The sequence below is a fragment of the Legionella busanensis genome, assembly GCF_900461525.1.
GTDB lineage: Bacteria > Pseudomonadota > Gammaproteobacteria > Legionellales > Legionellaceae > Legionella_C > Legionella_C busanensis.
In genome coordinates this window covers 42,036-54,322 of record NZ_UGOD01000006.1, presented here as the reverse complement: position 1 = coordinate 54,322, position 12,287 = coordinate 42,036, and the positions used below count along the sequence as shown (strand labels likewise).

Genomic DNA, 12,287 nt, shown 5'->3' with positions numbered 1-12,287 from the left:
TGAGGACTGGGCGTCACTTAGTTGTCTTAAGGCTACATCTTTAATGTAAATTTCAATTAACTTTAATTAAGATAGAGGATAAATGTTATAAAAGTGTCCCAAAAACACATATTAAATACACACTTTATCCATTTAATAATTAAAGTAAAGTAGAGTTTTATGGGTAGATACCACTAATAATGCTCATTATGGAGTAATGGTTCGACTGCTTCAGTATCAGATAGTTAGTTCAATTACACATTCGTATTTGACCTTAATATGAAATTCAACACAAAGATACAACTGTCATGCTAGAATAATAAAATTCCGATACAATAATCAGAAAAAGCATAGCCAATTCCATGTATAACGAACGAAAGACATCACTTTATTTACTAACAGCATCAAATCAGGCAATTTGGCACTCATCTTTAACTTCTAAAGATAGAATTATGATTTTGCCTGACTCTGCAACTGATATTATTATAAAAAAGAAAACTTTTGGTATAGATATTGTTTTTTGCGGTACGATGACGAAAGCTATTATGCTTGAACCCATGGAAAATATTGATTATTGGGGCTTTCGCTTTAAACCTGGCCATGGATCTCAATTTTTTAATTTCACTATGGAAGAAACTATCAATCAACTGGTCGAAATTTCACAAGATTTTGAAAAAAATAAAATTGAAGACTTAATGGAATTCCCAGAAATCAATTCAGTAAAAATTGAGCAGGAAATCTCAAAGTTCTTATCACAGAAAATTAATTCAAGCCAATATGAAGAAAACATAAAACGAATAAATCATTTTGCACAAATGAATTTTGGTGAAATTTCGAAATATGCAAGTCAGGAAAAAATTTCCAGACGACAATTGGGCAGAATTTTTAAAAAAATTTTTGGTTATTCTTTCAGGGATTTGCTTCAAACAAGGAGGCTTAATCAATTCATAAAGCTCTCCCGACAAAAAAACACAGCCTCACTTAGCGATCTAGCCATAGCGTCCGGTTACTACGATCAAGCTGACATGAATAAATCCATTAAAAATCTTTGTGGTGTGACACCAAAAGAGCTAATGTCCCAATTATACAATACAGCCTAACTGTTGCAATATTACCATACAATACATTCGAATGTACTTTTATTAAACTCATTTTAAGAGAGGATGTATGAAGCTAACTTATACCATTTTATATGTAAATAATGTGACAGATTCTGTGGAATTCTACCAGAAAGCCTTTGGAATCAAACCTCGTTTTATTCATGAAAGTGGAGATTATGCAGAAATGGAGACTGGTGAGGTTATTTTGGCATTTTGTGCTCATAATCTTGCTAGGAATATTATAAAAAAAAGCTACCTAAAAGCATCACGAGACCAACTCATTGGCTCTCAGATTTCTTTTGAACCTCATAATCTCAAAGAAGCATACGAAACAGCACTTGAAAATGGGGCCAAGTCAGTTTCTCCTCCAGAAGTGAAACCTTGGGGATGGGAGAGTGCGATTCTCATGGATCTTGAGGGTCATATAGTAGAAATCGCCAAGGAAATAGAAGTATAGTTCAAGAATTTCTTAAGACGCCCTTTATTAGGCCTAATGAGTAAAAGTTTATTACCAGCTTAAAAATAGATAGAAAGTAATTACTGTCCCAAAAACCCAAGTTTTTATTATATGATCATACATCCTGATGGTGAATCTGTTACCTCTACTTCTGGTTTATTGGGAATATCAACTTTGATGTCTGCTACTGCTTCTATACTTCTTCTTTCATCTAACTCTAGTGAAGATTTTTGTAATAAATAATAGTATTCTTTGCGACCACTCGCATTTTTCTTATGGTAGGTTGCGGCTGACAGATCGCCTATCTTCTCTAACATTGAGGCCGCTACAAATTTCCCATTCACTGCAAAACCCGATTTTTCAACAAATGCAATGACATTTTGAGGTGCTAAAGAAAAACGATAAGTTTCTTTTGAGCGCTGTAATGAAGCCTCTGCAATTTTTGAGGATGATGCTGTTGCTGAGCCAAAGCTCAATAATAGCTCATCATTCTCTTTAAGTATCTTTGCCATAGACTCGAGTAATTTTTTATTTTCTTCTTCACTGAGATACATGGTCAGGCCCTCAGCAATAACTAAAGTTCTTCTGTTTTGGTTAAAGCCATGTGATTTTAGTGTATCTAGTAAATTATTCTCGCCTAAATCACATTCGATGTATCTTAAATTATCACCTAGTAAGATTGTGCCATCAGTCTGCTCAGTAAGACTCACATTTTCCAAGCATACTTCTTTTGGAATAGTCTTTAATCCTTTTATCTTGTGTACGCGAGTTGGTCCACGATCTAATTCGTAAATACTAATATCAGGGTGGGCAAGGGCAGTTACTAAAGCACGGATATCATAACCTCCACCGAGAAAAATAATCTGTTCTATACCTGATTTAATAGCACGTTCAATTTTGTCTTTTATCATGAGCTTTCGTAACATGATGATATGATCATAGCCTGGAACGACCACCGTATTAAAAAAAGATTGTTGAAGGAAATAAGGCATACGAAACAAACTCTCAGATAATGCCCAATTTAAACCATAAAGTGATTGCTTTCCTACATTAACGAAATGTTGTGTCAAAGCTAATTCTTGCTTACTAAATAGATAAATATAACCTGTATCAAGCGAACGGGAGAATGCCATTGCTACTGATAATGCTGTCACACTGGGTTTGACATCATTTGGAACTTGCTCCTGTTTACTTTGCATATTTTTTCCTTGTTTATTCATAACTTTTTGTTAGTTTTGCGCTTTTAAAAATTGATAAACTCTATTGATCGAGATTAGGCTTGTCAAATAATTTAATACGATGAGAGTGATGGCAATATGTTATCGAAAAGAAATTAAAAAAGTGATATGAGAAATTCCTGCTATAAAAAGTGATGTTTTAATCATAATAAGTCTGATTACTGTGCTAACCAGACTTAAGGAAAAATTGGGGATGCTCTAACAAAGTTGAATTAATTAATCCTCAAACCTATCTTAGAAATATTTTTTGACCATAAAATCCATAAAGCTTGACCTTGAACATATGATGTAGGAATTAGCGCGTATTCTTTCTTTTGATAGGCTACTAAAAGAGTATCTTGGGGTACAAAAATAATCTGTTTATCATCTTTAAAAATATTTTTTCCTACTGCAATTATTTTACCGAGGATCATTCGGCCAGAGTCTTTTTCTTTTAAAAATATAAAAGAGCCAGTTCTGTAATTAGAATTTGATGGGTTGTACCATGATAAATTAGATTTATAATTCATTTTTGCTACAACTTTATCTCCAGCGGCCAAGGTAGGATAAAATTTATCATTCATTATTCTGAAACTTTGAGCGCCTGTAATGAAATTAAAGTTACTCATAATAAAAAACAATATTGCAAAAAATAGATAAAAATACCATTTATTATACCAATATAAACGAACACCATTTTTACTGGAATTAAGCTTATATACATCATAAAAGGAATAGAGTGAAAAAATTATCATACAAGCATATACGTATAAAGGAATAACAACATGAATATAATCCATGACGCTAACCCAATAAAGTAATCCTAAGGACATGCCTGTTAAAGAAAAAAATAGAGCTCTCTTTATACGTCCAGCAAAAATTTGACCTAAACCTGGAAAAGCTAACGCTGTTAATGCTAATAAAAAGGAAAACCATTTCCCTCGTTGTTTTATCATATACAATTAATTGTCCCAATTATATAAAAAATAACTTTATTGTATATTTTGCAATTTAAGTGGTCAATAAATGATTTTTGCCCTGACTTCAGGAATGGAAATCAAGTGACGGAATTTGTAGTCCCTTCATTTTTTGATCATGCATACTTTAATTAATCTTCAATACTTCTGGCAACCAGACTTAGCATAATGTCATCCTAAAAAGTTTGATTAGTATGATAATCAGGCTTAATAGAAAATCTTTCAGGCTTTTTTCGATTTACTCTATTTTACTAAACTTCCAATCTTTATTGTCTGAAAGCAACTATTAAGGATGGCGTATTCCAGTAAACTGTAAAGGCATGAAATGAAGCTTGCATAAAATATTACAAGTATAAATATTGATATTGAATCATTCTTATGAGGCACTCTAAGCAAATGTAAAATTCCGAATTATTAATTTGTCATATCAACATCGGGATAATCACCTTTAATCAAGTGGACCTGGCCATGGATTCTTAATATTTTTTGTTCTGAAAAATAAAAATAAGCAATTACTTCAGCTTCAATAGGAAGGCTATCTTTATTTTTTCCCTTAGGGTAGTACAACGCAAAAAGCTCATTTCTCTTTTCAATAACATGTTTGTAATCAATGGAATTAATAATCATATTTTTCCTTTGTTCAATTACATGCTGAATATATTGATCTCTGCTCATAACAATACCATTAATACATTGCTCATAATCTCGATGAAAAAATTTTTCTATTGTTTCAGAGACAGTTATTTCGGGATCGTAAAGAGATCGCCACATGTCTTTTAATAACTTTGCATTGCTCATTTTTTGTCCTATTATCTGATGATATTTTTTCTTCCGCTACTTCTACCTCTGACTCGCAATATATAAACCGGCCTTGGCTCTTTCATGAATTAGCCATCGCTCGAATTGAACAAGGGAAGAGAAAATAATTAGAGATTAATTCTCAGAAGCTAGAGTTAAATTATAGTATTAGAAAGCAACTCTTCCAAAGTTACTGGTAATTTATTATAAAGATTATATGTGCTTTTTCTTCTCATTTCCTGGAGGTTCTGTAACGCTTTATAAATTGAGAGAGACCAAATAGAATTGCTATCTAGCATTTCTTGAGGCAAAGAAGATAAAAATTTCTCAAGTAAGTTTAACGCATCTGTAAAATCTTTTCCTGTTACAAAAGGAAGCCATTCTGCCGTTTCGATATAATCTGATGCATTAATCATGTCTATATCGCCATCACTTGTACACTCTCTAAACTCATCTAAAAGAAATTCATTAGGCGATATACAAGCCCATATTCCTTTTCCATATCGGTCATTCCAAGATTGTAAACTAAAGTCATGAATCGTTATGAGCCTATTAATACATTCAAACATTTAAGAATTCCTTTAATAATTGCAAATCACTTGTAATAGGTAGCAATTTGCTAATGCAACATTTCTAATTAAAACAGCAAATAAATAATTTATCTTTTCGTAAGCAGTCCCATAAATTTTATTGTTTATATGCGATAACAGTTGGAAACATTTTTGCCTTATCATATATAAACTCTATATTTTTAAAACCTGCAGTTCTTAATTGCTCATCCGTTTCCTCTGATGAACAATAGCATTGAAATTTTGCTTCGATAATATCAACAAAGATGATTTTTTGAGTCAGTAAATCACCTTGATTAATTTCAGATAATTCCCATTCACATTTTGTTGTCAAATTTGGTGGATAAGTTAAAAAACTCGTCACTAATTGACCACCAGGTTTTAAAGCTTTGTAAAATTGACGATATAAATCTTTTACTTTTTCCTTATCCGGTTCATAAATATTCAATCCATTACTTGAAATTAAGTCAAACTCATCTTGAAAACTAAGTTTCCAGGCATCTTGCTGAACCAATTGGATGAAATTTGCCAGCCCTTTTTTCTCTGCAAGTAATTTCGCATCATTTAAAGTATTTGAATCGTAATCAATGCCTGTTAACTCAATATTCTCTATATTTTTATAGTCCAGATAGAGAAGTTCACCCATCATCCCAGAAGGAATACAGGCTAATTTTGCATAATTCTTTACTCGTTTTTGATTTTCTCTTAGAAAAATTTCAAAGCGTTGTTGTGTTGCAAGCATTGTCGGTGCATGGTCCAACAAAAAACTTTCTAATTTTGATAAAGGTTCACCACGATTATTTTTACCTGTTTTTCGCCCAAACCATGGGTGAGTTAACATATAATGTGTCCAGTAACCATTTATACCTTGGTTTTGTAATAAATATTGTCCAAATTCAAATTGATTTAACTGGTCAAGAATCGCGATTTGGTCTTGAACGCTTGTATAAGGTTTATCACCTTGTTTCCTAATTCTCTCCTTAATTCTTTGAGTTGTACTTTCAACTGTTTTAGGAGAAATAATATGAGATATCAATCGCTCTTGTTCCATTCAATTAATTCCTAAGTTTCTAAATCTATCATTAGTACGTTAGAGTTCTTTTTCTGGCCCATGCTGCTTTAAGTTAGTATTAAAGGTTTATAATTAAGGTAGCTCCGAAGCAAAGATAGCCTGATAAGGTTTATTTAATAACGACTCTAATTTTCTACCTAATTCGATAATATAGCTTTTTTCAAAGTGCTCCTGATGCTTCTCTCTACTTTCCCAATTTTCAAAAAGAATAAATTGAGCTGGATTTTCGATACTCTTATGTAATCTATATTCCAAACACGTTTTCTCTAAGCGGCTAGGTTCAACTACGGCTTTTAATGCTGATTCTAGCTCACTTTCTTTTCCAAGTTTTGCTTCTAGAATGACAATTACTGTATAAGGTTTCGACATAAAATTCCCTTCTCTAACAGATTCATTAAAAATGAGTCGAGGATAATTTACTCTTTTACCTCTAGTCAAACTTAATGTTAAAAGAATTAAACTTTGTCTTCTGTCTCTAAGAGAGATGTGAAGCAGTGTCATATATTATTCTTTACTTAGTTTGCTTTTTGTTAAATAGAGACTTATTAAGTCTAATAAGTATGCTAATCAGGCCGTCGAACAGTTATTAGATGCTTCTGATAATATTATTTTAGGCTTTGCTCTTGTTTTGCCTTTTTTATAGTTTCCTCAATAAAAGAAGCTTTCCTACTTGAATATATTAATAACGTCTCTCCTCCCGAATCCAATATATCTTTTTTAAGTAAACTATAAGCTTTAGCGGCCTCTGAGTGTTTGATAAGGTAATCGCGAAATAAAATATTATTTATCCATATTTCGCTTTGATAACGACATAACGCAATATTAAAATTATTTTTATTGCGCTTTCTAAAATAGATTCTACCTGGAACATTAGCCTCACCAAAAAATTCATAATCTAAATTGATTAAATTTTTACAAGTCGACTCTTTATTTTCCCAATCCTCTAGACCAATCATAATATCTACTATGGGTTTTGCATAAATATTTGGGATACTTGTACTGCCAATATGTTCAATATGCATCAACTCAATATTGCTTTTAATGCGATTAACTTCAGACCTATAAATTTTGCACCATCTAGGATTGAAAGGAACTAAGGCGACTTTTTCATCTATGTTACCTACATTGTTCATTTTGATTTGTTCACTTGTTAAGTAATTTAATGCTTTCTTATATGTAGTTAAAATTTAATAAGTAATTTATTTATGCACTGTTTTAGAAATAAAAACACCGATTATATAGAAGCTATCATCTACTTCTTTTAACTTGGCTTTTGCCGCTTGAAAGGTAGTTCCTGTTGTTAAGACATCATCAAAAATAACAATTTTTTTGCCTTTTAGATGTTTGATAAAACATCTATCAATAGTTAGGTTGTTAAACTTTTCGTTAATGTTTCTTTTATTAGACTTTCTACTGCTTTCAACTGTTTGTTTAACATCAAACGCGTCAAACCAATTAAACTCAGGAATTTTTTCTTTTACTAATGATAAAATTTTTTGAAGTCTATCATCATAGAGCTTGTCTGTTTTGGCTTTAGATGAATAAGCTGGCATCCATAAGTATTCCTCCGCCAATCTTCTATGCTTATTAATGGTATTTACCAACCATGATGAAACTTCTCTTAAGCCTTTTTCCTTGTAATAAAGCCGATTAGGGTTTTTATCTAATTCTTCTTTAGAAATTTTGATGTTTACAATGGTTTGCTTTTCATAACTTTTATTCAAATCAGAGTTTGGCTCATAATTCATATAATAAAAACAATTATCATCTTCTGATAAGGCAAAACGATTTTGCTCAATTTCCCAGCTTTCTAGCTGGATTAAGTTATACATGGCTTATAAATTATTTAGGATGTCTTGTATATCTCTAACCCGTATTGCCCCTAAATCTTCAAATTTTTGAGGCCAGGTTAAATGTTGGTTTTCAAAATTGTTATTTAAAATAAATAATTTTCGCCCCTGTTTAAGCGCGGCTTTTGCTTGCGTTAGCGAACCAGACGTATTACTTGCTTCCACAATAATAGTCGCTTCACTAATTGCTGACATGGTTTTATTTCGCTCAGGAAAATTAAAGCGATTGGATTTGGGGTTTCCTTTTTCATAGCGAATAATGGGTACTTGAGAAATAAGTAAATGATGTTTAGCAATCTCTTCTTGTAGAGCACGATTTTGTGGTGGGTAAAAATGGGTAATGGGTGTACCAATTACCGCAATTGTTCTTCCACCTAATTGAATAGCTGCTTCATGAGCCGCTGTATCAATGCCTGCAGCAAGGCCAGAAATAATTGTAAAATCATGTTCAACGAGGGTTTTAACTAATTTTTTAGTTCTTATCTTTCCTTCCGGAGAAGCAGCTCTTGCACCAACAATAGCCAATCCCCTTGTATGCAAGAGATCAAGATTGCCGCGATAATATAAAAGTGGCAAGGGATATTCAGCATCATTAAGCTTAGATAAATAATCTGCAGTTCCGCGCATAAAAACATTAAAATCAGCTACCTTCTTTCTTCTAATTTCTGTATATACCCGATTAAAATAACCTTGCGCGGTGGTTTTATCCACTAAATCAATTAAATGTTCTGCATTACTTACTTTCATTAAATCAACAAGCTGCTTATAAGAGGATACTTTTTCATCAAGTAAGTATTCGTAAGAGCCAATTTCTAATGAAGGTGAAATAGCAAACATTTTTATTCTCTAAGTTAAAAGAAATAATTATCCTATTTTTGATTCTATTTTAATCATCAGTGAATGTCATTAATCAATACTATTAATTAAGCATATTAGTAATCATAATAAATGATAACATAGATAGAGCAGTCATGTTCAGATATAAATTGACAAAGAAAGTTAATCAATCCTAATAGATTTCTAAAGACCTTTAAAGGGAATTTAAGCTCGATGAATAAATTAACTGGATGGGAAAATTGCTTATGAGATTAAGGGGCCATTAGGACCTATAGTTAATTGCCATTGCTCCAAGTGTAGGAAATGGCACGGTGCTGCTTTTAGAACACGCTGTACGGTGGAAAGTAAAAATTTCATCTTACGGATTAATCTTAAAACAAGACAAAACAATTAATAAATACAACTAAGATAAATAAGACTTAAGGATACTTAATCTTGAATGCCCGAGTTCCCGAGTTAAGATATGTCTTACCTTAAAATCGATATCTCGCTCTACTTTGGACATCTCTTTTGCTATGGGACCGCCATTAAAAGGACACGCCCACCCTCTTTTATTAAGATCATAAAACGCAGTTAACTCTTTATAACGCCTTTGAGCATAGCCATGCCTTAACCCATGCAATTGTTTAAGACCCATGAGCCTTGTTTGATAGGCATATTTATTAAGCTGTTTAGCATACGTGCTTCCTTCATAAATTAAAGATTGGCCGGGTTTAACTGTCTTCCCTACTCGCTTTAACCAATCCCGTTGCGCTTGATTAGTAATAGGTATGCTTCTTCCTATTCCGCCTTTAGTCCAGCTAGGTGCAAGTAAAATAGCACCCTTATTTATTAATGCCTGACTTAAATTAAACTTAATTGATTCTTCGCGTCTTAAACCAAATAAATACTGGCCCTCCATGGAAAGTCTAATCAGTGGATCAGAACACTTTGAAAAATCAATATAATGAATGGCTTTGCTCTGCTCGGGGAAATATTGACGGCGGCCTATGTTATAGGCCTTATTGTCAGGTTTGACTAATTTTTTATCCTCTAATAATTTACCCAGTTCGCGTAACTTTGATAAATAATTTTTAATCGTTGCTGGACTTTTATCTTCTTGTTTCCAATAGTCAACTAGCTTATAAATATGCTTAGGTTTAAATCCTTTGATATGAGTGAGTTTAAAACCCAACCTATGTAAATCACGAACACATTTCCTAAGCATGATCCGCATATCATTTTGACTAGCATATGACTGATAAGAAGCACGTTTAACTATTTGGTTAATAGAATAGTCTGCGCTTTTTAATTTTGTCTTACTCTCCCACATGCAAGTATCTCCTTAACGCTCTTTCACTTACCCCCATCTCTTCTAAAATAATTTGTCTCGCTTCACGTTTAGCCAAACTTGTTTGCAAGTAAGCCCATCTATTTTGTGCAAAAACATAGCGATAGTTGACCGCAGGCGTAAGTCCTACTTTTATAACTTCCATCCTATAACGCCCTCTTAAGCCCTCATACCCATACTGCTTAATTGGATTTAAGTTCATGTTAATAATCGTGGCCGTTTTAAGCACTTCTCTTTGCGCTTCAGAATAGATTTCTATTATTCTGTCTTTGCTATTATTTGTCATATCACGGCTAAGTAGTAAGAAAGTTGTTCTCGCATGCAAATCAGGGGTAAAGCGAAACGCTTCACTTAAGGTCAAACCAAATTCTGTTTGAAGACTTAAAATAAAACGTACAACTGGATCAGATACTTTTTCCAAACAATCATCATGAACGCGTTTTATTTTAATCGGCTTAGCTCTGACCAAACCAAGTGATTTGTTATCAATACCTTCAAGTTGATGATTAATTGCTTGCAAAAAATATCTGATTTCAGCGATATACATTCTGATTGTATCGTCCGTTTTAGATTCCCTTTGCCACTGTATAATGACCTTCAATAAGTGATCCTTGGTTAGCCCATACCAATTAGGCGGAATAGGGCTACAAGCGTATAACGTATTGATGAAACGTAGCACAACATTTTTTCGATATGTTCTTTTTTGATGTGAGCCCGTTTTTATCAGAGAAAGATGCCTAATTGCTATCTCTCTCAAGTGACCTAATCTACCCACTTCTCGCCCTCTTCATTTATGAAACATCACTACCTTTACCTAGTACTTTGTTTAGTGTTGACAGAGCAGGTCATACAAAAGATGATCCTTGACATGGTCACAAGGCTCTATAGTCAGAGGTAAATCAGTAGTTACTTCAACTAGTGCTTTTCTTTAATTACAACGGTCTTTGCTTTTATAGTTCTCCTTATTGTCGTTTTAAGTTCAAATACAATCTCATCAACTAACCTCTTATTTGTTCAATCAATTGTTGTTTCACACGTGAGAGCGCCTCTTCGGTCACTAATGCATTAATCAATTTTTTAAAGGTAGGCCTCATTTCAGTTTCAGCTTCAATATCACGCTGTACTTGCATTAACCGCTCAAAGTTCGCTTGATTTAATAAAAAATCTTTTTGCTCTTGCTTCTTAAGGTCATTGGTCAGGTGCCAATCATTATTTTTATTGTCATTCGTCATCGTTTTTATTCCTAATTTAGTTGTTATAAAAAATGAATATCTCTTGTCACCTCGTTACAATTAATACAAATAGAAATCCAGACATAAATTACTGTTCATGGCTCAAAAGAAATTAATTTAAAGTTCACATTTAAAATTTAAGAGTTCAGCGAATAAACAAACATACGCTGATAACAATACATCCAGGCAAATTAATAGACTGGTAACAGTGGGTTCAAAATAGAAGCTATTTTGATAACAGTAGGTTTCATTAAGTCATCAATGAATAACAGTGGTTTCCAAACTCATCGTCCTGTCTGAAGGCTAAGGAATAGAAGCAGACATTACACAAGACCAAAACATTGGTTTCATCCGAATTTAACGGAATCATCAGTTGTGCTCATTTTTATGATAACAAAGACCTCTATGAGCCGCAATATTCTAGTTAATTTCACATTAATGAATATTAAATGATGACATATATATAATCTGAATGTGCAATTTGCTAGCCATCAAGTATTTGAAATATAAATATACCAAATTTATAAATTATAGACATAAAAAACGGACGGAAAACTTTATTTTCCGTCCGTTTATCTATTATGTTATTGATACCATTAATAATTTCGCAGCGTCAATGCTGCGTCACTATGACTAGCTTATTGCTAATCCATAGTGACGCAGCGTGCTTTGCACGTTAAAAGTGTACGCTTACCACGCCAATAGAGTCCTTTGCTTTTGCATCGAGCAAAAACAAAAGACATCATTATTGCCCACATACCCAAACTCAAGTCCTAGGTTGTTACGCTCCATGCAGATAGGTGGACAAAATGATTCTACACGCCAGTCAGCCACCCATTTGACTAAAGTCATTTTGAATGCTATTGTGT

General features: G+C 32.9%; 15 protein-coding genes. 3 read left to right on the top strand and 12 right to left on the bottom strand.

Annotation, left to right across the window (positions count from 1 at the left end):
- Positions 1-341 precede the first annotated feature (341 nt).
- The gene (locus DYH30_RS17130) at positions 342-1,079 is read left to right on the top strand and encodes a helix-turn-helix domain-containing protein (RefSeq protein WP_115332960.1); all 738 of its coding nucleotides are present in this window, start codon (positions 342-344) and stop codon (positions 1,077-1,079) included.
- A gap of 67 nt (positions 1,080-1,146) precedes the next feature.
- Positions 1,147-1,536, top strand: coding sequence for a VOC family protein (locus tag DYH30_RS17125; protein WP_115332959.1), 390 nt, complete (start codon positions 1,147-1,149; stop codon positions 1,534-1,536).
- A 107-nt stretch (positions 1,537-1,643) separates the two neighbouring features.
- Here the strand turns inward: DYH30_RS17125 and DYH30_RS17120 are convergent, their stop codons facing one another.
- From DYH30_RS17120 to DYH30_RS17080, 9 genes are all read right to left on the bottom strand, one after another.
- On the bottom strand, positions 1,644-2,735 hold the full coding sequence (locus DYH30_RS17120; RefSeq protein ID WP_160116250.1) for a class I SAM-dependent methyltransferase: 1,092 nt from the start codon (positions 2,733-2,735) through the stop codon (positions 1,644-1,646).
- 251 nt (positions 2,736-2,986) lie between these two features.
- Complete coding sequence (locus tag DYH30_RS17115; RefSeq protein WP_115332957.1) at positions 2,987-3,709, bottom strand: hypothetical protein; 723 nt, start codon at positions 3,707-3,709, stop codon at positions 2,987-2,989.
- A 435-nt stretch (positions 3,710-4,144) separates the two neighbouring features.
- Positions 4,145-4,528, bottom strand: coding sequence for a hypothetical protein (locus DYH30_RS17110; RefSeq protein WP_115332956.1), 384 nt, complete (start codon positions 4,526-4,528; stop codon positions 4,145-4,147).
- 155 nt (positions 4,529-4,683) lie between these two features.
- The gene (locus DYH30_RS17105) at positions 4,684-5,097 is read right to left on the bottom strand and encodes a hypothetical protein (RefSeq protein ID WP_115332955.1); all 414 of its coding nucleotides are present in this window, start codon (positions 5,095-5,097) and stop codon (positions 4,684-4,686) included.
- A gap of 118 nt (positions 5,098-5,215) precedes the next feature.
- Positions 5,216-6,148 carry a class I SAM-dependent methyltransferase gene (locus DYH30_RS17100; protein WP_115332954.1) on the bottom strand — a complete coding sequence of 311 codons (933 nt, stop codon included), beginning with the start codon at positions 6,146-6,148 and terminating at the stop codon, positions 5,216-5,218.
- Between the two features lie 93 nt (positions 6,149-6,241).
- Positions 6,242-6,538 carry a putative quinol monooxygenase gene (locus DYH30_RS17095; RefSeq protein ID WP_160116249.1) on the bottom strand — a complete coding sequence of 99 codons (297 nt, stop codon included), beginning with the start codon at positions 6,536-6,538 and terminating at the stop codon, positions 6,242-6,244.
- Between the two features lie 236 nt (positions 6,539-6,774).
- The gene (locus DYH30_RS17090; protein WP_115332952.1) at positions 6,775-7,302 is read right to left on the bottom strand and encodes a GrpB family protein; all 528 of its coding nucleotides are present in this window, start codon (positions 7,300-7,302) and stop codon (positions 6,775-6,777) included.
- A 66-nt stretch (positions 7,303-7,368) separates the two neighbouring features.
- The gene (locus DYH30_RS17085; RefSeq protein WP_115332951.1) at positions 7,369-8,001 is read right to left on the bottom strand and encodes a type I phosphoribosyltransferase; all 633 of its coding nucleotides are present in this window, start codon (positions 7,999-8,001) and stop codon (positions 7,369-7,371) included.
- Positions 8,002-8,004: 3 nt separating this feature from the next.
- Positions 8,005-8,856 (bottom strand): DNA-processing protein DprA, encoded by an 852-nt coding sequence (locus DYH30_RS17080; RefSeq protein ID WP_115332950.1) that lies wholly within the window; start codon positions 8,854-8,856, stop codon positions 8,005-8,007.
- 226 nt (positions 8,857-9,082) lie between these two features.
- Between DYH30_RS17080 and DYH30_RS18800 the strand changes: the two genes are divergently transcribed.
- Positions 9,083-9,250: a GFA family protein gene (locus DYH30_RS18800; RefSeq protein ID WP_115333008.1), complete on the top strand. Its 168-nt coding sequence runs from the start codon at positions 9,083-9,085 to the stop codon at positions 9,248-9,250.
- A gap of 9 nt (positions 9,251-9,259) precedes the next feature.
- Here the strand turns inward: DYH30_RS18800 and DYH30_RS17070 are convergent, their stop codons facing one another.
- The 3 genes from DYH30_RS17070 to DYH30_RS17060 form a co-directional block, all read right to left on the bottom strand.
- Entirely contained in the window at positions 9,260-10,168 is a 909-nt protein-coding gene (locus DYH30_RS17070; protein WP_115332949.1) for a phage integrase N-terminal domain-containing protein, read from the bottom strand.
- On the bottom strand, positions 10,155-10,961 hold the full coding sequence (locus DYH30_RS17065) for a hypothetical protein (protein ID WP_131740722.1): 807 nt from the start codon (positions 10,959-10,961) through the stop codon (positions 10,155-10,157). Before DYH30_RS17065 ends, DYH30_RS17070 begins: the two co-directional genes overlap by 14 nt.
- Positions 10,962-11,184: 223 nt before the next feature.
- Positions 11,185-11,418: a hypothetical protein gene (locus DYH30_RS17060; protein ID WP_115332947.1), complete on the bottom strand. Its 234-nt coding sequence runs from the start codon at positions 11,416-11,418 to the stop codon at positions 11,185-11,187.
- Positions 11,419-12,287 lie beyond the last annotated feature (869 nt).

Coding starts and splice junctions, on each gene's coding strand:
- DYH30_RS17125 (WP_115332959.1), top strand. CDS start 1,147: ATGAAGCTAACTTATACCATTTTATATGTAAATAATGTGACAGATTCT.
- DYH30_RS17070 (WP_115332949.1), bottom strand. CDS start 10,168: ATGTGGGAGAGTAAGACAAAATTAAAAAGCGCAGACTATTCTATTAAC.
- DYH30_RS17115 (WP_115332957.1), bottom strand. CDS start 3,709: ATGATAAAACAACGAGGGAAATGGTTTTCCTTTTTATTAGCATTAACA.
- DYH30_RS17095 (WP_160116249.1), bottom strand. CDS start 6,538: ATGTCGAAACCTTATACAGTAATTGTCATTCTAGAAGCAAAACTTGGA.
- DYH30_RS17100 (WP_115332954.1), bottom strand. CDS start 6,148: ATGGAACAAGAGCGATTGATATCTCATATTATTTCTCCTAAAACAGTT.
- DYH30_RS17110 (WP_115332956.1), bottom strand. CDS start 4,528: ATGAGCAATGCAAAGTTATTAAAAGACATGTGGCGATCTCTTTACGAT.
- DYH30_RS17120 (WP_160116250.1), bottom strand. CDS start 2,735: ATGCAAAGTAAACAGGAGCAAGTTCCAAATGATGTCAAACCCAGTGTG.
- DYH30_RS17060 (WP_115332947.1), bottom strand. CDS start 11,418: ATGACGAATGACAATAAAAATAATGATTGGCACCTGACCAATGACCTT.
- DYH30_RS17130 (WP_115332960.1), top strand. CDS start 342: ATGTATAACGAACGAAAGACATCACTTTATTTACTAACAGCATCAAAT.
- DYH30_RS17080 (WP_115332950.1), bottom strand. CDS start 8,856: ATGTTTGCTATTTCACCTTCATTAGAAATTGGCTCTTACGAATACTTA.
- DYH30_RS17090 (WP_115332952.1), bottom strand. CDS start 7,302: ATGAACAATGTAGGTAACATAGATGAAAAAGTCGCCTTAGTTCCTTTC.
- DYH30_RS17085 (WP_115332951.1), bottom strand. CDS start 8,001: ATGTATAACTTAATCCAGCTAGAAAGCTGGGAAATTGAGCAAAATCGT.
- DYH30_RS17105 (WP_115332955.1), bottom strand. CDS start 5,097: ATGTTTGAATGTATTAATAGGCTCATAACGATTCATGACTTTAGTTTA.